This is a genomic window from Vibrio sp. OPT18 (assembly GCF_015163615.1).
Taxonomy (GTDB): domain Bacteria; phylum Pseudomonadota; class Gammaproteobacteria; order Enterobacterales; family Vibrionaceae; genus Vibrio; species Vibrio coralliirubri.
The window spans coordinates 141,519-166,419 of sequence record NZ_JADDYK010000021.1 but is presented as its reverse complement, the minus strand read 5'-3'; the positions used below and the strand labels follow the sequence as shown (position 1 = coordinate 166,419).

The 24,901-nt window shown below is 44.6% G+C and carries 15 protein-coding genes; 12 read left to right on the top strand and 3 right to left on the bottom strand.

The features are described 5' to 3' along the window. Positions 1–4,595 (bottom strand): cadherin-like domain-containing protein (locus IQQ51_RS03185; RefSeq protein ID WP_193840344.1); only part of this gene is annotated, 4,595 nt, incomplete at its 3' end. 188 nt (positions 4,596–4,783) lie between these two features. Here IQQ51_RS03185 and IQQ51_RS03180 point away from each other — a divergent pair. The 11 genes from IQQ51_RS03180 to ggt all read left to right on the top strand — a co-directional run bounded on the left by IQQ51_RS03180 (position 4,784) and on the right by ggt (position 21,311). Next, positions 4,784–5,134, top strand: coding sequence for a hypothetical protein (locus IQQ51_RS03180; RefSeq protein WP_048613289.1), 351 nt, complete (start codon positions 4,784–4,786; stop codon positions 5,132–5,134). 12 nt (positions 5,135–5,146) lie between these two features. Next, positions 5,147–6,496 (top strand): HlyD family type I secretion periplasmic adaptor subunit, encoded by a 1,350-nt coding sequence (locus IQQ51_RS03175; RefSeq protein WP_122080866.1) that lies wholly within the window; start codon positions 5,147–5,149, stop codon positions 6,494–6,496. Between the two features lie 3 nt (positions 6,497–6,499). After that, complete coding sequence (locus tag IQQ51_RS03170; protein ID WP_193840343.1) at positions 6,500–8,731, top strand: response regulator; 2,232 nt, start codon at positions 6,500–6,502, stop codon at positions 8,729–8,731. After that, positions 8,706–10,130: a TolC family protein gene (locus IQQ51_RS03165; RefSeq protein ID WP_048608503.1), complete on the top strand. Its 1,425-nt coding sequence runs from the start codon at positions 8,706–8,708 to the stop codon at positions 10,128–10,130. Before IQQ51_RS03170 ends, IQQ51_RS03165 begins: the two co-directional genes overlap by 26 nt. Continuing rightward, positions 10,120–11,706, top strand: a complete 1,587-nt coding sequence (locus IQQ51_RS03160; RefSeq protein ID WP_193840342.1) for an ABC transporter transmembrane domain-containing protein — start codon at positions 10,120–10,122, stop codon at positions 11,704–11,706. Before IQQ51_RS03165 ends, IQQ51_RS03160 begins: the two co-directional genes overlap by 11 nt. After that, entirely contained in the window at positions 11,703–13,841 is a 2,139-nt protein-coding gene (locus tag IQQ51_RS03155) for an ATP-binding cassette domain-containing protein (RefSeq protein WP_050621560.1), read from the top strand. The genes IQQ51_RS03160 and IQQ51_RS03155 overlap by 4 nt, the downstream gene beginning before the upstream one ends. 107 nt (positions 13,842–13,948) lie before the next feature. Further along, positions 13,949–14,323 (top strand): hypothetical protein, encoded by a 375-nt coding sequence (locus IQQ51_RS03150; RefSeq protein ID WP_050621561.1) that lies wholly within the window; start codon positions 13,949–13,951, stop codon positions 14,321–14,323. Positions 14,324–14,536: 213 nt separating this feature from the next. After that, on the top strand, positions 14,537–17,740 hold the full coding sequence (locus IQQ51_RS03145; protein WP_193840341.1) for a response regulator: 3,204 nt from the start codon (positions 14,537–14,539) through the stop codon (positions 17,738–17,740). A 9-nt stretch (positions 17,741–17,749) separates the two neighbouring features. After that, entirely contained in the window at positions 17,750–18,226 is a 477-nt protein-coding gene (locus IQQ51_RS03140; RefSeq protein ID WP_017094534.1) for a hypothetical protein, read from the top strand. A 1-nt stretch (position 18,227) separates the two neighbouring features. After that, positions 18,228–19,319: a sulfate ABC transporter permease gene (locus IQQ51_RS03135; RefSeq protein WP_193840340.1), complete on the top strand. Its 1,092-nt coding sequence runs from the start codon at positions 18,228–18,230 to the stop codon at positions 19,317–19,319. Between the two features lie 261 nt (positions 19,320–19,580). Then, a complete protein-coding gene (ggt, locus tag IQQ51_RS03130) occupies positions 19,581–21,311 on the top strand; it encodes a gamma-glutamyltransferase (RefSeq protein ID WP_193840339.1) in 1,731 nt (576 codons plus the stop codon). Positions 21,312–21,458: 147 nt separating this feature from the next. Here ggt and IQQ51_RS03125 read toward each other — a convergent pair whose 3' ends face one another. Together IQQ51_RS03125 and IQQ51_RS03120 are read right to left on the bottom strand one after the other, a co-directional pair. Beyond that, complete coding sequence (locus tag IQQ51_RS03125) at positions 21,459–22,517, bottom strand: HEAT repeat domain-containing protein (protein ID WP_193840338.1); 1,059 nt, start codon at positions 22,515–22,517, stop codon at positions 21,459–21,461. Between the two features lie 87 nt (positions 22,518–22,604). Beyond that, positions 22,605–23,936: an anaerobic sulfatase maturase gene (locus IQQ51_RS03120; protein ID WP_193840337.1), complete on the bottom strand. Its 1,332-nt coding sequence runs from the start codon at positions 23,934–23,936 to the stop codon at positions 22,605–22,607. A gap of 137 nt (positions 23,937–24,073) precedes the next feature. Here IQQ51_RS03120 and IQQ51_RS03115 point away from each other — a divergent pair, with 137 nt between their 5' ends. Then, positions 24,074–24,862: a formylglycine-generating enzyme family protein gene (locus IQQ51_RS03115; RefSeq protein WP_193840336.1), complete on the top strand. Its 789-nt coding sequence runs from the start codon at positions 24,074–24,076 to the stop codon at positions 24,860–24,862. Positions 24,863–24,901 lie beyond the last annotated feature (39 nt).

The following is a 24,901-nucleotide window of genomic DNA, read 5'->3' as shown; positions in this document are numbered from 1 at the left end:
CCATTGAAGTTTTCATTCGGCGCAAAGGTGTACGTACCATTACCGTTGTCGGTCAGGATACCGTCGCCACCGTCGTAGGTCACACCTTCAACCGTTAGATTGTCACCTTCAATGTCCGTTGCGCCTGTTAATAGGTCAGCATCTGTGAAGATTAACGTGCCGTCTTCTTCCACGCTGAACTGTTGATCTTGAGGTACTGGTAGGTCATTAACTGGATTAACAGTAAGGTCTGCTGAAGCTTGAACCGTGTTGGTGCCATCAGAGATATCGAAACTGATATCGATGTCACCGTTGAAGTTCTCATCTGGCGTGATGGTAAAGCTGCCATCATCGTTGGCTACAACCGTCGCATCACCGTCAACCGTTAAGTCGCTAGCAGTAAGGTCATCGCCTTCAACATCTGATGCTTGAGAAAGCAGCTGCTCTTGGCTTAGACGAATCGAGCCGTCTTCGTCGATTGAGTATGCTAGGTCGCCAGACACTGGTGCATCATCAACCGCTGTTACGCTCACATCGATGTTTGCTGATACCGTATCGGTGCCGTCTGAGACATCAAAACCGAAGTTTACGTCACCATTGAAGTTCTCGTTTGGTGCGAAGGTGTAAGTACCGTTACCGTTGTCGGTCAGGATACCGTCACCACCGTCGTAGGTCACACCTTCAACCGTTAGGTTGTCACCTTCAATGTCTGTAGCACCGGTTAACAGGTCAGCATCTGTGAAGATTAACGTGCCGTCTTCTTCCACGCTGAACTGTTGATCTTGAGGTACTGGCAGGTCGTTTACTGGATTAACCGTTAAATCAGCCGATGCTTGAACCGTATTGGTACCATCAGAGATATCGAAGCTGATATCGATGTCGCCATTGAAGTTCTCATCTGGCGTGATGGTGAAACTGCCGTCATCATTAGCTACAACCGTTGCATCACCGTCAACCGTTAGGCCGCTAGCAGTAAGATCATCACCCTCTACATCAGAAGCTTGAGATAGCAACTGCTCTTGACTTAAACGAATCGAGCCGTCTTCGTCAATTGAGTACGCTAGGTCGCCAGACACTGGCGCATCATCAACCGCAGTTACGCTTACATCAATGTTTGCTGACACCGTATCGGTACCGTCTGAGACATCAAACCCGAAGTTTACGTCACCATTGAAGTTCTCGTTTGGAGCAAAGGTGTACGTACCATTACCGTTATCAGTAAGAATACCGTCGCCACCGTCATAGGTCACACCTTCAACCGTTAGGTTGTCGCCTTCGATGTCTGTAGCACCTGTTAATAGGTCAGCATCGGTGAAGATGAGCGTGCCATCTTCTTCAACACTGAATTGTTGATCTTGAGGCACTGGTAGGTCGTTTACTGGGTTAACCGTCAGGTCTGCTGAAGCTTGAACCGTATTGGTGCCATCTGAGATATCAAAGCTGATATCGATATCACCATTAAAGTTTTCATCTGGCGTAATGGTGAAACTGCCATCATCGTTAGCAACGACTGTAGCATCACCGCCAACCGTTAGGCCGCTAGCAGTAAGATCATCACCCTCTACATCAGAAGCTTGAGATAGCAACTGCTCTTGACTTAAACGAATCGAGCCGTCTTCGTCAATTGAGTACGCTAGGTCGCCAGACACTGGCGCATCATCAACCGCAGTTACGCTTACATCAATGTTTGCTGACACCGTATCGGTACCGTCTGAGACATCAAACCCGAAGTTTACGTCACCATTGAAGTTCTCGTTTGGAGCAAAGGTGTACGTACCATTACCGTTATCAGTAAGAATACCGTCGCCACCGTCATAGGTCACACCTTCAACCGTTAGGTTGTCGCCTTCGATGTCTGTAGCACCTGTTAATAGGTCAGCATCGGTGAAGATGAGCGTGCCATCTTCTTCAACACTGAATTGTTGATCTTGAGGCACTGGTAGGTCGTTTACTGGGTTAACCGTCAGGTCTGCTGAAGCTTGAACCGTATTGGTGCCATCAGAGATATCAAAGCTGATATCGATGTCACCGTTAAAGTTCTCATCTGGCGTAATCGTGAAACTGCCGTCATCGTTAGCAACGACTGTTGCATCACCGCCAACCGTTAGGCTGCTAGCCGTAAGGTCATCACCCTCTACGTCAGAAGCTTGTGATAGAAGCTGCTCTTGGCTTAGACGAATCGAACCATCTTCGTCAATTGAGTACGCTAGGTCACCCGATACTGGCGCATCATCAACGGCAGTTACGCTCACATCGATGTTCGCAGATACCGTATCGGTGCCATCAGAGACATCAAAACCGAAGTTTACGTCACCATTGAAGTTTTCATTCGGAGCGAAGGTGTAAGTACCATTGCCGTTGTCGGTAAGAATACCGTCGCCGCCATCGTAGGTCACACCTTCAACAGTAAGGTTATCGCCTTCAATGTCAGTCGCACCTGTTAACAGGTCTGCATCGGTAAAGATGAGCGTGCCATCTTCTTCCACGCTGAACTGTTGATCTTGAGGGACTGGTAAATCGTTAACTGGGTTAACGGTTAAGTCTGCAGAGGCTTGAACGGTATTGGTGCCATCTGAGATATCGAAGCTGATATCGATGTCGCCATTGAAGTTCTCATCTGGCGTAATCGTGAAACTGCCATCGTCGTTAGCTACAACCGTCGCATCACCACCAACCGTTAAGTCGCTCGCGGTTAGGTCTTCGCCTTCAACATCGGACGCTTGAGACAACAGCTGATCTTGGCTCAATGTGATTGAACCATCTTCATTAACGTTGTAAGCCAAATCACCAGACACTGGCGCATCATTGATTGGCAATACGTCGACATTGATGACGGTTTCAACTTGTGCACCGTCTTCATCACGAATGGTGACATCAAGCTGAACTTGGCCATTAAAGTTCTCATTTGGAGCGAAGCTGCAAGTGCCATCACCATTTACTGAGAAGATACCCTCAGGGCCATCGTAGCTAATACCAACTAGCTCAACATCCCCTTCTATATCTGAGGCATTAAGCAACACTTGAGACTCACTGAAGGTCAGTACTGAGTCTTCATCAATGGTGTAAGACGTTGGGCCTGCAACCGGCGGATCGTTCACTTCAAGAACATTGATACCAGCTGTCGTCGCGTCCGTCGCACCATCTTCATCAGCAACAACTACATCCAGTGCAATTTCACCGCTGAAGTTCTCATTTGGCGAGAAGGTGTACGTGCCGTTACCATTGATTTCGAGGACACCGTCACTACCAGAGTAAGTCACGCTGTCTATCGATACATCACCTTCAATATCTGAAGATGTTGCCAATAGTTGTGCATCAGAAATGGTAATCGAATTGTCTTCATTTACGGTGTAAGACGTTGAACCCGCAACTGGCGGATCGTTCTCAGGAGTCACGCTAACATCAATGTTTGCAGACACCGTATCGGTACCGTCTGACACATCGAAGCTAAAATTCACATCGCCATTAAAGTTTTCGTTTGGCGCAAAGCTATATGAGCCATCACCCAAGTCAGTCAGTACGCCATCAGTACCTTCATAAGTGATACCTTCAACCGTCAGGTTATCGCCTTCAATGTCAGTAGCGCCAGAAAGAAGGTCAGCGTCGGTGAAGACAAGAGTTCCGTCTTCCTCGATTTCAAACGTTTTATCTTCAGGAACAGGCGCGTCATTAATCGGACGTACCGTTAAATCAATTGCGCTACTAATCGTTTCTTGGCCGTCACTAATGTCGAAAGTAAGGTCAAGTTCACCATAAAAGTCAGCTGAAGGAACAACGGTGAAAGTACCATCACCATTGTCTTGAACTGTTGCATCAGCACCAACTTGAACGTTAGAAGCAACAAGCTCGTCCCCATCTACATCACTTGCGTATTCGAGTAATTGTTCTTGAGTGAATGTTATGGAGCCATCTTCATCCATGATGTAAGCCAGATCTTGTTCAGCTTCTGGTGCATCATTTTCACTTTCGACTTTGATTTTAAACGTTTCGCTTACCGTTTCAGAATCAAAATCATCTTCTACTTGATTCGTTGCTTCACCACTTTGGTCCTGAACATCGACTGCAAACGTTTCTTCTGCGGTTTCCGAATCTAGATTATCACCACCTTGTGACCCTTCAGAGTCTGTTGAAGAACTTGATGCTGCTGAAGTTTGTACTGCTTGACCTTGGGCTTGATTGCCTTCTGCATCAACTCCCCCTTCAGATCCGGCACCACCACCGCCTCCTACAGCTTGTGCACCTGCACCAGAACCCTCACCACCACTTCCCGATGCACCTTCAGCGCTTCCTCCTTCAGAAGCAACACTATCGACCACATTGGATTGAGCTGCCTCTGAATCACTACCACTTTCTGGTGTCTCTTCTTGCACAGCCGCACCAGAAGCCGAGGCATCTTCAGCATTACCTGCACCACTCGGATTGTCGTCTAAAGCCTGGTTAACTTCGTCTGCCGCATCCGTATTTTCAGCACCCGTCGCTATTGTCGACGCAATCGTATTTTGTTGATTTTGTTGATTCTGCTGTTGGGAGGGCGTACCCGCGTCGTTCGTATCCGTTTGTTCTACCGCGTCATTTAGATCTTCATTTTGGTTGTTTTGGTTATTTTCGCCTGCCATTACAGCCTCCGTTGCTACTAGCTAACTGATCGTATTTAGAAGCATTAAAGGACATCATTTTGAAAAACCAATTTTTTATACAACATTTTTCATAATTTCTTTTTAAAGAGAAAGAATCAAAAAAAATTTGAAAACTGCCTTTAAAGATCCTTAGTTATTGTGATTAAAGCAATTAAGGCAGTGGAGCGATGATAGACATGACGAATTTGTTGCGCTCAGTCGACAACAACCACAAAGGGCTGCAATTGCTATTAGGCGACTTTTACAATGACTTTTCTGACGCAGCCCTAAATATAGAAGAGCTTCATAAGAGTAATCGTTTTGATGAACTCAATAGTTACTCAAAAAAGTTGAAGACCATCTTAACGTTGCTTTGCGACCAAGACCTTCCGCCCAAAATGGCCAAATTGGAACACTTGAGTAGACACGAGTTCCCTGCGCCGGAAGATCTAATAGAGGATGTAAAAACTGAATTGCACAACGTCAATCGACAAATCAACCACTTGTTGGATATTAAGGAAGTAATAGATGGCAAGTAACCGAGGTCAGTCATGAGCAATAACCAAATAGAACATCACCTCAGAAAAGCACTTGTTTCCAATAACGAGGCTTCTAAGGTCACAGCTGATGACACTATTGTGCTTGCTAGTGCCATGACCAGCGTTCACAAAACGTTGCTCATTATATTCTTGCTCGCTTTGGTCGCTATTGCGGTGGCGTCACAAGCACGTATCGACATTGTTGTTTCTGTACGTGGCGAACTGCTATTGGAATCGGATGTTGAGAAGGTTCAACATTTAGAAGGCGGGATATTAGAAGAATTGTTAGTCAGAAAAGGGGAAGTCGTTTATGAGGGCCAACCTATCGCTCGAATACGCTCACTCGACCGTAACACTCAACTTGATACCGTGAATACTGAAATTATTCAGATTGAGCTCGATAAGATTCGTTATGAAAGCTTACGCGACATGGTAGAACCTAACTTCGACGCCTTCATTGAGAAATACCCTGAGCAAGTTCAGGTCAACATGAATACGTGGAGGCAAGAGTTCTCTAAAAACCGTTCAAATGAAGAGCTCATCACTCACGATATCAAGCACAAGAACTCGTTAATCAGTTCAATGCTAAAGCGTCGCAAAAGCTCAGAGAATCAACTCTCTCTGATACGTAAGCAGCTCAACATCAAAAACACCCTCTATAAAGAAGAGATGGCGTCATATGTCGACGTACTTAACATGAAAGTACAAGAGTCGAATATGGTGCGTGAGATTGAGAACCTTGACGAGTCTGTGATGAATGAGCGTTTCCAACTCGACAAATTGGAAAAGCAACACCGTGACTTGGTTGAGAACCGAAACTCTGAGTATCAAGCGCAAATCATTCAAGCAAATAAAGACCTCAAGCTAAAGCGAATCTTACAACCACAGCATTCCGACAAGGTTGATCGCTTAATCGTCTACTCTCCGGTGGATGGTGTGGTCGACAAACTGCATTTCAATTTCCGCTCTGCTGTGATTCCTCCAGGAGAAAGTATCGCCGATATTGCACCGATCAATAACTCCCTTCACGGTGAAGCGAAGATCCCACGTAAAGACATGGGATTTGTCGAAATTGGTCAGGCAGTGAAAGTAAAAATGGATACCTATAACTTTGCAAAATACGGGTTTGTTGAGGGAACCATCGCCTCAATCAGCCGTTCATCATACGAAGAAGAAGACGCTGAATTCTATTTAGCAGAGATTGAAATTGACCGAAACTTTCTTGAACGAGGAGGCACTCAATACAAGCTATCACCTTATATGGAATTTACCGCCGATGTGAAAACAGGCTCGCGTCGCGTGATCGAATACGCTGCGAAACCTGTGATGTCAGCCATCGAGGATGCTTTCGATGAGAGATAATCAATGAGCGGTAAACCTTCGTACAATATTTCCGTACCCGCTCTACGTCTAAGCATACTATTTAGCGTGGTATTGGCTGCGCTCGCTTTCTATTTATACTTTTCTTGGTCAAAAGTAGACTCAATTGCACAAGTGCAAAGCGCCCCACTGCTCATACAAGCTCAGAAGCTTAATCAGACCATAGAACAAGATATTCAAACTCTGCAGCAGTGCTTAAGTACCAACACTTGCGGTACTAACGAATTCAACCTAATTAACTTGAAGCGTGAAATTGATGAATTTCGCTCTTTAGCCTCGTTGAACAAAACCGAGTTCAGCTTGGTTGGGGCAACTGAATACACACAACTGGAATTGGCGATTAATCGTTTCTCTGATAGCTCCAAAACACGTAACGACGTATTGGGCTTGTACCTTTCATTGACCAATAACTACCTGAAGATGGATGACAACTATCGCACCATGTTTAACAACCATGCGAATGACTTAATGTCTGAGAAAAACGAGTTCTTTATCTGGTTGTTTATGGTGGTCGTGATATTGGCTGTGATTACGATTCTATCCAACTCAGTTGCTATGTTGAAACTGAAGAAATCCAGCTCAAACGAGCGCGAAATCGACTATGAATTCGACGCCCTGTATCAAGAGCTGAAGCAGTTAGATTTACAACGTCTTGAAGAGCTTCTTAATGAAGTGAGCATCAACCCCAAACAGCGTCAGATTTACTCTCATCTCAAACTTATCTTCAGTAAATTAGAAGATCAAAAGCGCAATAACGATCTCTACAAACAGTTGTATGCGCTGATCGGCTATGAGATTCGTGGAATTACAAACACCATCAACGGTGGCGTCCAATATCTGGTTCAAGAAACCGATGAAAACGGCGTGTTGATGGCGAACGATATTACCTCTGCGTGTAGCACACTATCTGAGTTAGCAGAAAACTATAATCGCTTGATTTCACAGGGTACGGAAAGTAAATCGAAAGAATTTTCACTACTCAATGTCTTGTCGGAATTGATGATTCATATCAGCGCCAAGATTCAACGAAATGAAGGCGAACTTGACTGTTTTATCTCAGACAACTTACCGAATCGTGTTGCAGGCCAATCCACCAGCTTATTCTGGATACTGTTCCTTCAACTTTCTAACGCTATTCAACTCAAATCAAATAAGAAGCTGTTTGTGACGATTGAATCGGGTGCGGCGTCAGACATGGAAAATACCCGTGTCACCATCAATCTCAACTTCTTATCAACGCTGGATGTTTCTATTGCCAAGCTTAATAAACTCCATTGGAGCGCACACAAAGATCATACTGCCAACACAGATGACTTGGCGAAAAGCGTTCTGAAGGACTACGGATATTACGAGAGTCACTGGTTCCAGTCAGGGGCTCAGGAACGTTTCCAGATTGAACTTGATCTTAAGGCTAAGAACTTCCATACAGAGAAAACGCGCTTTGATGGCAAGCGTTTACTCTTGTGTGCTAATACTCAAGTTCGTATCGATGTGATGAAGAAAATGCTCTGTAACTTGGGGCTAGAGATCACCGAGATTCGCACTGCAAATGAGCTTTTCTCAGCGGCGAAAACGTTCGGTGAATACGATGCGATTATGCTGACCGATACCTTTGAACCCAACAAACTGCCCTCACTGAGTAAAACAGTGAAATCCCAACTTAAGAACCACCCAAATACCAAGTTACTGTTGTCAGTGACCAACACTCAGCAAGCACAAGAGTGTCATAGCTTTGTCGACAAAATCATCAACGCCCCTGCTATTCCTTACGAATTCATTCCAAACCTGCTCACCATTATGGAAGCGGAAGCATCGGAAGAACAGATGGAAAACAGCTCATTCCTGATCGTAGAGGATGACCGAGTTCAGCAGATCTTACTGAAACGAATCTTGACCAAGCAAGAATATGAACCCGACATGGTTGGCGATGGCGCCGATGCGGTGAAGCACTTCATGAATAAGCGTTCTGACATCATCTTCATGGATTGCATCATGCCGGGTATGGGTGGCATCGAAGCCACAAAACGCATTCGCCAATTCGAACAAGAAAACGAGAAAAACCCTTGTACCATCATAGGTGCAACCGCATTGACCAGCAGTAACGAACACCAGGCTTGTATTGAGGCCGGAATGGATTACGTGATCAGCAAACCTTATAAAAGCGACCAAATCATCAAGGTGATCAACAAGTATGTGGCGGTACAAAAACTTAACTAGCAGCATCATGGCTGCACTTGTATTAAGCACGACACCTTCAGCATCGGCGACTACCCTGCTTGAAGCGGTAGAGCTCGGCCTGCAAAACAGCCTGTCTCTTCGTGCGAGTGATAAGGGCGTGGAAGAAAACGAGTACAACATTGGTATCAGTCGCTCTAAATTTCTGCCATCACTCAATGGTGCTGCCGATACCACATGGAACGAGAATGAAACCTTGCTATCGAGCGTGCCGGATGAAACCTCTAGCTATAACTCAAATAGCTACAGCCTTTCGTTATCGCAATCCATATTCAATCTTGGTGACATTTTCAAATATGGGACAGCAAAGCTCGACTTCAATATCGAAGAGATTAAACACGAGAACAAAATCCAAAGCACCATTTCGGAAATCGGGTCTCAATACTTTGAGTATTTAAAAAACAACGCCCAAATCAAAGCGACCAAGGTTGAGCTTAAATCGTCCGAAACACGTGAACATCAAATGCGACGCAATGTAGAGCTAGGTAACACCGCAGCCAGTGAGCTGTACGAAGTTATCGCTCAGAAAGAAGGTGTGTCGAACCGGTTAAGAACCTTGCAGAAAGATCGTCGTGTCATTCTCAACGGGCTCTCTATTCAAATACAATACCCTATTACTCCGTCGCAAGACATATACGAAAGCGTGCCTTTAAAAGAGATCAACGAAACCGAACAACGCACGATCATGGATCAGGCGTTAAAGCTCAATAACGACTTGTTGGTAGCAAGGAAAAACGTAGAAAGAAGCCGCAGAAGCTTAAAAGAGAGCGGTTCGAACTTCTTACCGACCGTATCGCTTTCAGCCAGCTATCGACACGATGACGCCAATAACTACGACAAAACCGACATTACAGCAACGGGTGAAAGTAACTCAACCAGTGTTGGCTTGAATCTCGCCGTGCCTATCTTGTCTGGTGGCTCTGATTACTATGGCTATCAAAAATCATCGACGGCCATCGAACGTACCGAACTGCTTTATCAAGACTCGCTTTATACCACACGTAACAGCGTGAATACCTCCGTGCTCAACATTAACGATTTCTCGCAGTCTATAAGCAGTTACGAAAACATCATTCGCGCCAACTACGCGTCTTATAAAGGGATCCAAAGAGCCTACCAATTGGGCACGCGTACTATCACCGACTTGCTGGCGGCGGAAAGTAAACTATTCAGCGCCTTAAGAGACTACGAAAGCGCACGATACGACTACATCATCGAGACCATCAAGCTTGAGCAAATAAAAGGCATACTCTCAATTCAATCTATCGAAAGCGTGATGCAATTAATGAGCGATATTGAGGGACGAGACAATCAAGATTTGGTGCCAAAACATCTTCTCTCAACGGAGTCATTGAGGAAAGGAGGTCATAATGCAAACTGAGCAGTTTTCGCAAAAGATCAATATGGCAGATAAGTGTTATCTGACTTTCTCAACGATAATATCGACCCTGTTTGGTTTGGTACTGCCCTTCTCTATTTTGATCATTTTTGACCGAGTGTTACCCAACCAAGCACAAGATACGCTGTTCTTATTGTTCGCGATTATTTTGATTTCCATCTTCCTCGACTACCACTTAAAAAGTCAGGAAGAGAAGATATCTTCCGTTATCATGAGGCAGTTTGAAACCAACCTAACCAACAAGGTATTCCAATCCATCTGTTTGGCGGAGATCTCTAAATTCCGCAGTTTGGAGCCAGGCGAATACCTAGAACGAATCTCAACGATTCCTGAACTTAAGACCTTCTTTGGTGGAGAATCGGTTCGAGCGCTTATCAACCTTGCTGTTAGCGTGATTACTATACTTATCATCGGTCTCATCAACATATGGGCTGGCATTACCCTTCTAATTGCCTCGGCTGTCTTAGCGATTTTCGCTTGGAGCCTTTCCAAACAGAAAATTGGTAGCTTGCAGAATAAGTCAGACATCGAAGGGTTAACTACCTCCAAAATCATTGAGATTATCTCTAGCCCACTAGATATCAAGGCACGAAACATGGAATACCGCGTTGAAAGCCTGATGACACAAATGGTCGAAGAGCGTGAAGTGGAGAACATCAAATATGAGCAGATCGAGTCGAACTTTGGCTTGATTTTGGCGCTCATTCAACAGCTATCCATTGCTTGCGTTGTGGTAGTCTTGGCGACTGCCGTAATCAATATGGAATCGAGTCAAGGCATCATGGCCGCGATCATCATGCTGACCAACCGTTACTTTGCGCCATATCAACAGGTAATGAGAACCGCAAGCCGCTGGGAGTTAAACAAACTCCATATCCAACGTATCGCTGACCTCCTTGAATTGGCCGCCTCTGTTGAACAGCAACATGAAACAACAGAAGTAGAACGTATCTCGGTTAAGTATTCTGAAAAGCAGCGTATCGAGTTCGAACTAGGCCAAGCCTATTTGCTGACAGGAAAAAGTGGATCAGGTAAGACCCACCTCGCTAACTGTATTACGCGTCAGAACAGTGATAGCAAACTCGATATCATGATTAACGACACGCCTTTGGATGACGTCAATTACAACGTTTGGCGTAACAGTGTTCTGATGGTTGATAAGACCAGTTCGTTCGTAGAAGGGACGATTATAGATAACCTCACCTGTTTCCGCCCAAGCTTGAATAACACGGCGTTTGCACTGTGTGAAACCATGAACATCAAAGCTCAAATTGATGGGCTTCCTGCCGGGTTTTATACAGAACTCAAAGGCCATATGCGTAACCCATTCTCTCGCCAAGTTGGCTACGCCCTATTATTAGTTCGCGCCCTACTCGCCAGTAAGCGTGTGTTGATATTTGATGACATCGATTGTGTGTTTGATGAGGAATTTGCGAGAGTCGTTCTCACCAGTACGGCTTATCGCGCCAATGACAAAATCTTGATCATCGCCAGCAATAAAATGGACAAACTTAATCACCGCCTCAAACGCGTAAAACTTACCGGAGGTGACCAATGAGTATCCTAGTAGACTTCAATAATGTGCCGCAACGTGTCTTGGATTTTGAATCTAGTGGATACGACGAACGTTACAGTCAATCGCCACTTATTCGTGGTTTGGCCTACACCCTGATAGCACTCGAATGGGAAGGCACACCGGCGATACTCAGCGATGCTTTTATTCCAAAACCCAAAGATGGCGACAGCTTTACAGCAACCATAGAGCGCCTTGGGTATCGCTGTGATGTGACTAAGCTAAAGACACTCGAGAATATTGATAAGCACCCTCACCCATGCTTTATTGAAATTGAGAATCTAAGTGCGATTTTCTTAGGCACCAAAGATGGAAAGTTGCTGCTGTTTGATTACACGAACAACAACACCATTGAATACCCAATGTGCAAGAAGCCCTGTTTGCTGATTGCGATTAGCGAATATTCTCGTCTGTTCCGCGAACCACCTCCGGAATCGCAAGACAGAAGCAATTGGATTAAATATGCTTTCTATCGTTACAACAATGAACTTAAAAGCCTGATCATTCTCAGCTTCGTCATCAGTATTCTCGGTGCATTGCAACCCTTCTTTATTATGAGTGTATATAACTTCGCACTGACTTCGAGCTCCGAAGCCACACTCTATTGGTTAACCTTATTCGCCATTATTGTTGGCTTCTCGGAGTATTTCTTTAAAAAGATGCGGGTAAATATCATTGCCACGTCCGGTAAAGATCTCGCCGTGCACATCTCGCAAGCCGTTATATCTAAGCTACTGTGGCTACCTTATGCGATGACATCTACAGCTGGGGTATCTTCCCAGTTAGCTCGTTTGAAAGATATCGATACGTTCCGACGCTTGGTGACTGCAGAATCAACCCTCAGCTATTTTGATATGCCGTTTGTGATTGTATTTATCATCGCCATTGCTCTGATGTCTGGTACAGCGGCATTGGTGGTAATGGGTGGTTTAATACTGATGCTAGTGTTCTGTATTTACTCTCGCTATATCTACTCGCAGGCCACATCCAAAAGTTCGCGCGCCAATGCGATGGTCTCGTATCAATGGAACGAAATCCTTCGTGGTATCAAAACTATCCAAGGCCTGCCTTTACTTCGTGTCGTTCAATCTCGATTCAGTGCATCGCATATGCAAAGCACCAGCGATGCAGAGAACGTTGCCGTGACTAACAGTAAGATTCAGGCCGCTGGCGGCAGTTTGATTCAAGTGATTGGTACAGCAAGTATCGTGACCGCGGTAATCGGCGTGATGGAAGGCACTTCTGATGCGGGTGCCATGCTCGCGACCGTAATTTTGGTTTGGAAAGCGTTAGGCCCAATCATGGGTATCTATAACTCAATTTCCAAGTTCCAATCGATCAAGGCTTCATCAGCACAGATAAACAACCTGATGTCGATGAATGACGACAAATTGACCTTAGAAAAAAGCCCACCTATTCGCCAGTTCCAAGGCAGCATTGTGGGCAGCGGTGTCAGTCACCGATATGCAGGAGCGGCGACCGGCTTAACCAACCTTGGTTTCAAAGTGCCACCCAGTGCCAAAGTGGTCATTTGTGGCCCTACGGGCTGCGGCAAAACCACCTTAATCTCGATCATTGCTGGGTTAGAAGACCGCTATCAAGGCGCTGTATCTGTCGATGGTTACAACATTAAACAGTTCAATAGCTACCGTTATCGCACGTCGATTAACTACATCCCTTTCAATTTACATATTTTTGAAGGCTCACTTGAGACCAACTTCATTCTACACAACGGGCTGATTCCAACAGACAAGATGCAAGAGATGATCAGCTTCTTTGAATTAGATGAATGGCTTCCTGAAGGCTTGGCTACTCAGTTAAGCGTGGATAAATGCAAAAGTCTCCCGAATGGAATTCAACAAAAATTGCGTTTGGCACTTGGCCTAGGTAACTGTGAGCAATCTCTGATTATCATTGATGAACCGTTCAACGGTGCAGAGCAAGAAAACGCTCAATACTTTAATCGCCTGTTCTCCGATAAATTGTTGAATAAAACCGTGATTTTTTCGACTAATGACCCTGGTTTGATCGCAACATCAAACATGAGTTTGGTGTTAGAGCCGGATGGGAATTTGAAATATTTTGGCTTAACAGACAAATACTTAAACAGCTTGAGCTAAAACCTCAACGCTTAATCACAATTCGCTATTTAGGGAAATGGATGTAATTGACAAAATCATAAGTGAGAGAGATGATTCGCCCAATACCACAGGTAACAAGGAAGAAAATGTACACATTCGTTGCAGACAAGCTTGATGTAGCTTACTTATCCGCAATTCCTGAGAATCATATATTTCAGGGCTGTGACGTGCCTGAAGAAGAAATCGAACTTCGAGAGATCATTGAGATTTGGTACGAGTGTTCATTCCTGCCTGCTTTTAACCTACAGAAAATTGAAATCGCAAATAAACCAGAGCTCACAATCATACAAACACACGTTTTTAACAACGATACGAGCACACTCGCCTTCCTACTCAAAAACAGAGTGTATCGCGCTGCACTAAACAGAATGCTCGGTATTTGGACATTAGAACCCTCTGCAAAAACGGTTTTAGAGCAACTTCTTTTCGAATTAAGCCTCGATAACAATCGTCCTCATTAATACGCTTTTTAAGTTATTCATCAATAAGCATAAAATTAAACAAACTGCCAAACGCTATAAATCACTAATAAAAGAACGCATTTCAAAATAAGCTCTGGAATCACAAGAACTTATATCCCTCCCACACTTACGTAAAATTTACCGTTTCAAAGTTTCCATATCGGAATTTTTATTCTACTGTTTTTATATAACGACAGTTGGATGGATCCTTATATGGCAATTACGGTCTGGAATAACCTTTCAGTCAAACATAAACTCTTTGGCTTAGTTCTACTTCCCATTTCATTATTACTCTTCCTAGCAGGTAGACAGGCTTATATATTAACGACTCAGTTAACCGATTTTGAACGAACCAATCAGTTATCTGTGTATCTTCAAGATATTTCTGTCTTGTATAGAAGTACCTTGGCGTCTAGCCCTGAAGAGTTTGCGACTCAAAGCAATCAAGTAAAGGCAGAACTAAAAAACCTGTCTCCCATCATTTTTTTAGACGCATCTGATGAAATGAATCAACTTGTTGCCGATTTCAGCGAAGCGACCTTATCGACGATGCAAGCGACTGACACTTACGATAAATTGGATGCCCTCGAATGGCAGAGCGATTTATACAAGCAACTGTTACTTGAAGTAGAGAAGGTCCCTTTTGAAAACACTAAACGTGAAATTCAACAGCACCTCACTGCCCTTCAACAACTTGAGTGGTTGATGTTTTGGTCGAATGAAGAGTTCAAGCTTGGTAGTTCACTGATTGAGATATTCCAAAGCAGCCAAGAGTACGACCCAGAACTCGCAGAACAGATCGAAACCTTGAGTGAAAGACAACAATTGTTCTTAGAGCGCTTTGTTTCATTGAACGCCAACGAACATCAAGTGTCTTTGATGGTTGAAGTGTTTCGAAATGATGTGTTTGCTCAAAGCCAAGAGATAAGAAGCGCGCTACTCGACCTAAATGCAATCAGCCAACTGACGCCACTAGAAGTGTCTGTTGGCTTAGAAGCGATGAGCGCTCGACTCAACTTATTACAAAGCCTTGGCGGCGTAATCAAGCAAGAGTTTCAACAAGAAGTTGAGCAAGCCATCTATGACGCGCAAATACAGCGAACCCTGTTTATTTCAATCGTCGCTTTGTTGGCAGCGATTGTTATGGGTTTAACCCTTAGCTTGGCCAGACAAGTCACTAACAACCTAAATTTGGTGTTAGCCTTCTTAAAAAGCGAAAATGATGACACGCGCCCTTCTTTAGATAAATTAATCCAAGGTAAAGATGAACTCAGTCTGTTTGCTCAACAAGTTGAACGATTGACCATCGAACGAGAACTCGCGAAAGAGAGATTGACGGTAGCAAAAGAAGACGCCGAGCGAGCTAAAGAAGACGCTGAAGAAGCAAAAGATCACGCGATACAAGCCAGTAAGGCCAAAAGTAGCTTCTTGGCTAACATGTCACACGAGATTCGTACTCCATTGAATGGCGTTATCGGTATTTCTGAGATCTTGTCTGATACACCGCTGACACCAACACAACGCGATTATGTCGATACCATTGAGACTTCTTCTCAACTGCTATTAAGCCTTATTAACGACATTTTGGACTTCTCTAAGATCGAATCTGGCATGCTCTTGATCAGCCCTCATTCAGCATCAATTCGAGAATCGATTTACGACATAGCCTCTATTGTGGCACCAAAAGCCAAAGAACAAAAAATATCGATTAACGTAGATATCAGCCCAGACACACCGGCACGCGTGATGATAGACGATCACCGTTTAAGACAAATCTTGATGAACTTTATGTCGAATGCGGTGAAGTTTACTGCAGAAGGTGGCGTCACCTTATCAATCCAAACGCTCAACAAAGCAGATAACAATGCCACCATTCGATTTGCTGTACGAGACACGGGTATTGGTATCGATTCAAAGCAACAAAAACAGATATTTGAACCCTTCGCTCAAGAAGACGATTCAACCACACGTCAATTTGGTGGTACTGGTCTTGGTCTAGCCATCAGTACACAGTTGGTTGAACTGATGGGTGGTCAAATTCAACTCGACTCAGTTAAAGGTGAAGGGAGTTGTTTCTACTTCGACTTGGAATTGCCTGTTGACTTGATACTGCCAAAACCAAGTGCAGCAATGGCTGATATTTATGTGCTGGGTAACGAAAACATGCTCTCCGAGCGAATCGAGTCCGACCTTAACCTTTATGGTTTGAAGGTTACCGATAAAACGAACGATATAACGGCAATTACAGAGCAGCTCTCCACTCAAAAACACACTAAACCTATCACTGTCGTTTTCGCCGAAGATGACGCATTCCTAGCTAATACCCACGCAGATAACTTAGCTAAGCTGCACCAAAACGGCATCACAATCTGTTTGATACGTTCCTTCTTAAGTGAGCCAGCGGATCTTGGTGACAGCGTTACAGCACAAGTCGCACAGCCCCTACTCGGCTTGCGTTTAATTAAAGCTATTGAGCTTTGTGATACACGAGGTTTGGCGGAACTATCTGAGGCAAGCCAGCCACAAGTTGAGATCCAACACAAAATCCTTATCGTTGAAGACAACAAGATCAACCAAAAGATTGCGGGTCTTCATGTAGGAAAGAGTGGTTTTGAATTCGAGTTTGCGAATAACGGTCAAGAAGCTATCGACATGTTCACCGCTAATCCTCATTACGCGGCGATACTCATGGATTGCATGATGCCGGTTATGGATGGCTTTGATGCGACAAGCAACATCCGAAGAATTGAAAAAGAAACAGAAGCGACGCGACGCATCCCTATCATTGCATTGACCGCCAGTGTCATCGATGACGATATTCAGAAATGTTTCGACGTTGGTATGGATGACTATGTACCAAAGCCATTCAAGTTCGAGATGCTTAAAGAGAAAGTGCTCACCGCGGTCGAAGCTATGCCACTACCAGCTTCCTATAAAGCTCAACCTAAGACACAACCTGCAACTGTCACTCCGATTATCAACGGGGCTGCGACAAAACGTACTTTGCCTGAAGAAGCGGAACAAAACGCAATTCCGAGCAAATCAGAAAAAATATTGCTTGTTGAAGACAATCGGGTGAACCAGAAAGTCGCTTCAGTGATGCTTAAAAAAGCCGGCTACGCCTTTGAAATAGCAGACAACGGACAAATTGCCGTTGATATGTACCAGAACGACAGTAGCTTCGACATTATTTTGATGGATTGCATGATGCCTGTTATGGACGGTTTCACCGCAACTAAGGAGATTCGAGAACACGAGAAAAACCAAGGCTTAAGCAAAACTCCTATTATCGCGTTAACCGCCAGTGTTATCGATGATGATATTCAAAAGTGCTTTGATTCCGGAATGGATGGGTACGTAGCGAAGCCCGTAAGAAAAGAAAAACTGTTCCACCAAATAGAAAGTGCGACTTGTTAGGAGAAACCAATGGATTGGATCAAAACAATTAAAACACTCTCGTGCAGAGCGCTGCTACCCGCAGTGATAGGGCTGTTAGGAAGCTTACTTCTTCTCAGCCCCGCTCATGCCGCAGAAGATTACGCCATATTCTCTTTAGACTCTGGGTTTGAAGAAATATCGATAAACAAAGCGAGAAAGCTATACCGAGGAAAAACCAAGCGCCTCAATGGCAAACGTGTAGAACTATCAGACTGGCCTGAGAACAGCGCCGAAAGAGAACAATTTTATCAGCTTTTACTTGGAAAAAATGCCGCTCAAATGAATGCACATTGGGCTGGGTTATCTTTTTCAGGAAAAGCGCGTTATCCAAGAGAAATCAAAACGGCATCAACCGACAGCTTAGTGGACTGGCTTGATGACAAACCAAACCGTATTGGTTACTCCCCACTCTCTTCGGTTCCTCAAAATGCCAACGTTCTCTACGTTATAAGTTCGGAGAAATAATATGAAAAAAATAATTACGTTAGTGCTATGTGCTTCGATTGCCTCTCCGGCCTTTGCCATTATTGAACTTACCGATAATTTATCTTTAAGTGGTTTTGGTTCAACATCTTGGGCAACATCGGATAACGATAATCCATTGATCATCAACCGCGGTTTTACTGATGAGAGCTGTTACGACTGCGATACCACATTTGGTGTTCAACTCGATTACTTCTACAACTCATTCAAAGCTTCCGTGCAAGTTGTCAAGCCACCCCAATATGACTGGAGTGAACCGCAGCTAGAGTGGGCTTATTTAGGCTATGAATTTAATGACTTTGATGTAAGCGTTGGTCGATTGCGACTGCCACTATTCCTTGCCTCTGAGTACTACTATGTAGGCCAAGCCTATATGACAGCAAGGCCACCGACAGAGGTGTATAACAGCGTTCTCGGAATCACAGCTTTCAACGGCATAAAAGTGAGCTGGACTCATGATGTCAGTGATGAAGCAACGCTATTGCTCTCACCTTTCTTCGGTGTAAAAGACAAAAACAAAGTCGACTTTAATTCGAGTACAGAGCTGGAATTTGAAACCAACCGAATGTTCGGTGCCAATCTTCAATTGAGCGGTGAAAACTATCGTTGGAACTTATCATTCCTCGACTCCAATTTTGATCAAACCGTTTCTGGCACGATTACAATCCCTGGAACTTCGATTACAGCTCCATTCAGTAGCAAACAAGACAACCAACACATTCAACTTTGGTCGTTAGGTACTGAGTATGAATTAGGTCAAGCGGTGCTTGCAAGTGAAGGACAGATCAGTGACTTCTCGTCCTCGATGTACGCGAGTTTGGGCTATAGACTAGATTTATTCACTCCATACGTCGTTTACGGGGCAGAGTTTGATTCACACGAACACCTAACAGGAAACAGCTACCTAATTGGTGTGGATTACGATGTGCTACCAAATGTCTCTATTAATGGTGAAGTGCAATATTTTGAAGCTCGCAAAGCAAACGGTGCGTTTGTCGAAGAGTTCTATCCACGAAGTGCCTTTGATGACAAAGATGCCGTCCTTTACACCATCATGTTGAGTTTCGTTTTCTAATCATGCGTAAAAATCATCGTCAATAGAAACAAAAGCCCAAGCTAATCAAACAGTCTGGGCTTTTTTATGTCTTTGAATTGTCATGCTTAACAAGCCATTACATTGCTCTTAACTATCCTTTAATTCAGAAACATTTAGGTGATTTAGTCACTAATGTCAGAGCCGTCAGCATTGTGTAAGAAGGCTGTAAACTCACGAACTTCACTACCTTAAATTGGTCAACCTAAAAGCGAATAAACAGATACCTTAAACGGAGAACGCATGCGAATAGCTACTTTATCTTTAAGTTTGGTTTCAGCGGTCGGTTTCGCGGCTGAGCCAAACCCTTTTCCAATTACGCCAGACGAAACTGGCGAAGAGTTTATGGTAAGTGCAACGAATCCATACGTAAGCAGCACTGGGTATTCGATACTCAAAAAAGGCGGTAATGCAGTCGATGCAATGGTGGCGATGCAGATGACAATGTCTGTGGTTGAACCGGATATGACTGGGATTGGCGGCGGCACTTTTGCGCTGTTTTACCAAAAAGACAAAGATCAATTCCTCGCACTTGATGGACGAGATGAAGCCCCTTCAACTGCTACTCCAGATATGTTCATGGAAAATGGAGAAGCGCTAAGTCGAAACGAGATTTTAGGGGCTCGTTCTGTAGCAGTTCCCGGCACACTTCGTTTGCTCTATAGCACTCATCAACAATACGGAAAACTGCCATGGCCTGAGCTTGTTCAACCCGCAATTGAACTGGCAAGCAAGGGCTACGCGATGAACAGCTACACCTACGACATCGTGGTTCGTGAACAAGAACGATTGATTGAAGATCCAGAAATCGAAGCCCTGTATTGGAATGACGACCAAATCAAACCGACCGGCACATTGATGAAGAACCCAAAGCTTGCCGACACTCTGAACAACATTGCTCAACAAGGCGATAAGTACCTTTATGGTGGCGAGTTCGGTAAGCACATCGTTGAAACGGTTAACAGCCGAATCGACGCCGACCACGCTAAGCTCTCTCTTGAAGATTTTGAACAGTACCAAGTGAAACAACGTGAGGTTATTGAAAGCGACTACCGAGGCAATAAGATTGTCTCGTTCGGTTATCCAGCCTCTGGTGGCGTGATGGTTGCTCAAAGCCTCGAAATGTTAGAGGCCTATGACTTAGCAGACATGTCTAAAACCGATGTTGAACCTTGGCGCTTGATGACCGAAGCCATGAGAATCGCTAAGGCCGATCGCATCGCTTATGCCGGTGACCCAGATTACATCGAAGCGCCCGTTGCTGCCCTACTCGACAAAGCCTACATTGATGAGCGACGTAAGCTCATTCCAGAGAGTGGTATTTCAAAAACAAACCCGAAAGCAGGCAAGCTATCCAATACTGATTACGCTCAGTATCAAGGTTTTGAGAGCCAAGATACCGGGCACATATCCATTATCGACAAAGACGGTAATGCCATTGCCATGACTAGCACCGTCGGCACGGGCATGGGCTCTGGAGTAATGGTCGATGGTGTAATTCTTAACGCACAAATGGCGAACTTCTCCACTAAACCCACCATAAACGGTAAACCGACTCAAAATGCCATCGAAGCGGGTAAGCGACCACGCTCTGCAATCACACCATTAATGGTTATGGATAAAAAAGACGACCTGCGTTTAGTTGTCGGCTCTCCAGGCAGTTCGCAAATTCCGGGTTACGTGTTGAAAGCCGTGGTAGGTGTTCTAGATTGGGATCTGTCCGCGCAGGAAGCTATTGACCTTCCAAACATCCAATACGGCACCAAGATTGATCGCACCAAACCTTATGACCCAACGGGTTTACTCGTCGAAAAGAAAACCTACGCTGAAATGCTAGTACCAGAGTTCATGCAGCTCGGTTATCCGGTGCATGTCATTCCAGTCGTCAGTGGCTTGAATGCGATTGAAGTCAAAGATGGCAAGATCTATGGCGCGACCGACAGACGCCGTGCATCAAGCTCTATGGGTGAATAATAAAGTGAAACGGGCAAGTAATAAGCTTGCCCTTATTTTGTCTTTAGTCACTTGAGCATTGTCTAAGCAGTTCATGGATGAGAAAAAGCCAGGCGAATATTTTGACTGGCTTTTCATTATCGGCTTCGCTATTTACTCATTTGAATATTATGAGCTTGGCGCTACTCGTTTCTCTTTCAACTGCTCAATAACATAATCAGGAGCCACTTTACCTAGCTCACCCAAGCAATCATCGGTCTTTTCATTGCCGTAGCGCACATAGATATCGCATACCGCGTATAACTGCTCTGGAGAACCAGAGATCAAATACGCTTTCTCGAACGATTTAGTCGACTTGTCGATATCTAACTCTTCTTGTAATACCCCATTTAGGTACCAGTAGTAGCTGTTATCTTTCGCTAGCTTCGCAGCCACTTCAATCTCTTTGGCTGCCGCAATTTTGTCTTCAAGGCGAACCAGAGTCAGCGATTTCGAATAGTGCAGCGCGGCGTTGTTTGGCACGCTCTCCAAACCACGATCTAATACTTCGACTGCTTGTTTGTCTTTGTTCTGCGCACGAAAATTATCTGCGTAACTCAACCAAACTTGCGCTTCTTTGGGATGAGTATTGATCAGCTCTAGATAAACCGTTTCCGCCTTATCCCAATCGTTGTGCCATCGAAGCACATCAGCAAACAGTAATTGGTACTTTTCAGATTCTTGCGTTTCCAAGAAGCTAATAAGCTCTGTGACTGGTGGTTCAATTTGTGCTTTCTGCTCGTCATCTAACGCATTGAAGTCACGGACTAGGTTTGACGTTGCCGTATGGCGAACCATGGTATCGCTGTCTTTTAGCAGAGGTGAAACTAACGCCCAGCGATGTTCCAGTTGGTAAGGTTCAGAACCGATAACCGCCGCTTCACGCACTTCAGGGTTTTGATCTTTTAAGCCTCTTGCCACCGCCACCAGCGCATTTTGGCTTGGGTATGAAGCAAGCTCTTGCAGTGCACCAGTACGATTTTCAACAGATTGATTCTGATCTTGTGCCATGTAAGACAATTGTTGAATACGGGTTTGAGTGTCCGTCATTTCAAGCACTTGATTGATATTTTGTGCTGGCGCGTCAACCGTTTGTTGAACGCTATTCGCAGCCATCGCAGACGTTGAAATCAATGCGGACGTTGAAACCAATAAAGCAACAGCCGTCGCTAAACTCTTCTTCATCATAGTATTACCTTAAACTGGAGAACTTAGCCTGTCCTTAGACTCGTATCTGATTAAATTTTTCTTGGAACTGTTGACCCAAAGAACGAGTTAAAACTTGGTCTCGAACGTAGCTTGTTGCGCCTGTTTTGCTCGATGCGCCATCAATACTGAGTCGCTGAATTTGCCATGAGCCACTGGATGCCCCATCGCGCGAGCGATATACGCCATCGACTTATCGACATGAGAAAAGAACTTGTGCCAACCTGCACATAAGTAGTTCAAGCCCGGTTCGCCTGCACGAGTTTTGATAAAGCGGTTCTTAGGACACTCACCATGACAAGCGAACTTGTAATCACACTGCTGACATTGACTGGTTAGTGTGCGTGATTTAGCAAAGCCAAACTTTTGCTGTGGTGCGCTGTACGCTAAGTCATCAAGCTTCTCGTGATGAATATTGCCAATCTTGTATTCAGGGTAAACGTAGTGGTCACAAGAGAACACATCACCGTTTGGCTCCATCGCTAGGCCTTTACCGCAGATCTCATTCAGAGTGCAAAGCGGATTCGGACGTCCAATCCATGTTTCTACGCTCGCTTCAAAATACTGAACAAACACCTTGCCGATGTCGTTCTTGGCCCACTCGTCAAACACAGAAATCAAGAAGTTACCCCAAGCTAAGTCCGACACACACCACGATTCCATGATCGAATCTTTATGGCCGGGGGTCAGGCGTTTGTCGCCTTGCTTGAGCTGCTCGCTCACTTGGGATGTTTGTGGTGCAACCGTTCGGAACGTTTTCTGTTCAACGATAGGTATAAACTGCATTTGCGGTGACTTCACCACATCACGTAGGAAGCGATAGACCTCAAGTGCGTTTTGACTGGTGAGGTTATTCACACAGGTAAGCGTTGCGAACTTCACTTGGTGTTTATGCAGCAGCTCTACAGCCGCCATCACTTGTTTGAATGTGCCACGGCCAGCTCTGTTGACACGATAGGCATTGTGCAGCATTTCAGGACCATCAATACTCAAACCGATCAGGAAGTTATTCTTCGCAAGAAACTCAGCCCAATCATCATTCAACAACGTGCCATTGGTTTGTAAATCGTTTGAAATCAATACACCTTCAGGTTGGTACTTTTTCTGTAACTCAACCACGCGTTCAAAATACGCCAAACCTAGCATTGTCGGTTCACCGCCTTGCCATGAGAAGATGATTTCTGGCGTGTTTTGACCTTCGATGTATTGTCGGATGTAGGTTTCTAACGTCTCATCATCCATTCTTGGAGAACTGCCTTTCTTGTACTCCAACAAATCTTGCTTACTTAGGTAGTAACAATATTTACAGTCAATGTTGCATGCTGCGCCAATCGGCTTAGCCATGACATGCAAGCGCTTAGACGCTTTACCGTTATATTGTGGACCTTGAGTAATATGCATGATTTACCTACCTATTTTAGTATTCTGGAGCCATCATAATTCCTATTCGATCAAGTGACATGTTATACCCTTTATAACCAATAGGAATGACCTTAAACGTTAGAATTAGACCCTATTTCGAACATCTGAGGCACGTGATGAAATTTCTTAATTACAAACAGTTAGCAACAATGAGCAGCGTCACCATAACTATTCTTCTGAGTGGCTGTGCAAGCGTGCCTACACACCCTATCGCCCAACAAATCGACCAAGAGATGGTGTTGGTTGAAGGCGGCACATTCACCATGGGTTCGAACGATCCAGAAGCGACCAAAGCAGAGCGTCCTGCACGTAATGTAACTGTAGATAGTTTCTATATAGCGAAGTTTGAGGTGACTCAAGAATTGTTCGAATCGGTGATGGGTTCATCTCTCAGTTATTTCCAAAACCCACAAGTTCCAGTCAATAACCTTAGCTGGCAACAAGCGAACTACTTCGTCGAGCAATTGAACGAACTTACAGGTGAAGAATACCGTTTGCCTACTGAAGCTGAATGGGAATTTGCAGCCAAAGGTGGCAACAAAAGTAAAGGCTATACTTACAGTGGTTCCAATAACTTAGATGATGTTGCGTGGTACTCAGCAAATTCTAAAAATAGCGCACATCCAGTCGGGCTAAAGAAACCAAATGAACTAGGCTTATATGACATGACAGGAAACGTGGGCGAGTTTGTTATCGATGCCTTCGATGACACCTTCTACCGATTCGGTCCAACAGACAACCCTAACAACGCAAAGCACAGCGACGTTGGTTTATCACACAAATCGGTTCGCGGTGGCAGCTTTGCTTATGACGAAAATGAATCTGAAAGTTACCGTCGTGACTTCGCAAGCCAATCAATCACGATGTCGGACATGGGCCTGCGTTTAGTTAAGGATACGAACTAAAGCTGTGAACTAGCTAACGAAGCGAACTAACTAAAGACG

Excerpts from the sequence above, each read along its gene's own strand:
- IQQ51_RS03180 (WP_048613289.1), top strand. The coding sequence starts at position 4,784 with ATGATAGACATGACGAATTTGTTGCGCTCAGTCGACAACAACCACAAA.
- IQQ51_RS03175 (WP_122080866.1), top strand. The coding sequence starts at position 5,147 with ATGAGCAATAACCAAATAGAACATCACCTCAGAAAAGCACTTGTTTCC.
- IQQ51_RS03170 (WP_193840343.1), top strand. The coding sequence starts at position 6,500 with ATGAGCGGTAAACCTTCGTACAATATTTCCGTACCCGCTCTACGTCTA.
- IQQ51_RS03165 (WP_048608503.1), top strand. The coding sequence starts at position 8,706 with ATGTGGCGGTACAAAAACTTAACTAGCAGCATCATGGCTGCACTTGTA.
- IQQ51_RS03160 (WP_193840342.1), top strand. The coding sequence starts at position 10,120 with ATGCAAACTGAGCAGTTTTCGCAAAAGATCAATATGGCAGATAAGTGT.
- IQQ51_RS03155 (WP_050621560.1), top strand. The coding sequence starts at position 11,703 with ATGAGTATCCTAGTAGACTTCAATAATGTGCCGCAACGTGTCTTGGAT.
- IQQ51_RS03150 (WP_050621561.1), top strand. The coding sequence starts at position 13,949 with ATGTACACATTCGTTGCAGACAAGCTTGATGTAGCTTACTTATCCGCA.
- IQQ51_RS03145 (WP_193840341.1), top strand. The coding sequence starts at position 14,537 with ATGGCAATTACGGTCTGGAATAACCTTTCAGTCAAACATAAACTCTTT.
- IQQ51_RS03140 (WP_017094534.1), top strand. The coding sequence starts at position 17,750 with ATGGATTGGATCAAAACAATTAAAACACTCTCGTGCAGAGCGCTGCTA.
- IQQ51_RS03135 (WP_193840340.1), top strand. The coding sequence starts at position 18,228 with ATGAAAAAAATAATTACGTTAGTGCTATGTGCTTCGATTGCCTCTCCG.
- ggt (WP_193840339.1), top strand. The coding sequence starts at position 19,581 with ATGCGAATAGCTACTTTATCTTTAAGTTTGGTTTCAGCGGTCGGTTTC.
- IQQ51_RS03125 (WP_193840338.1), bottom strand. The coding sequence starts at position 22,517 with ATGATGAAGAAGAGTTTAGCGACGGCTGTTGCTTTATTGGTTTCAACG.
- IQQ51_RS03120 (WP_193840337.1), bottom strand. The coding sequence starts at position 23,936 with ATGCATATTACTCAAGGTCCACAATATAACGGTAAAGCGTCTAAGCGC.
- IQQ51_RS03115 (WP_193840336.1), top strand. The coding sequence starts at position 24,074 with ATGAAATTTCTTAATTACAAACAGTTAGCAACAATGAGCAGCGTCACC.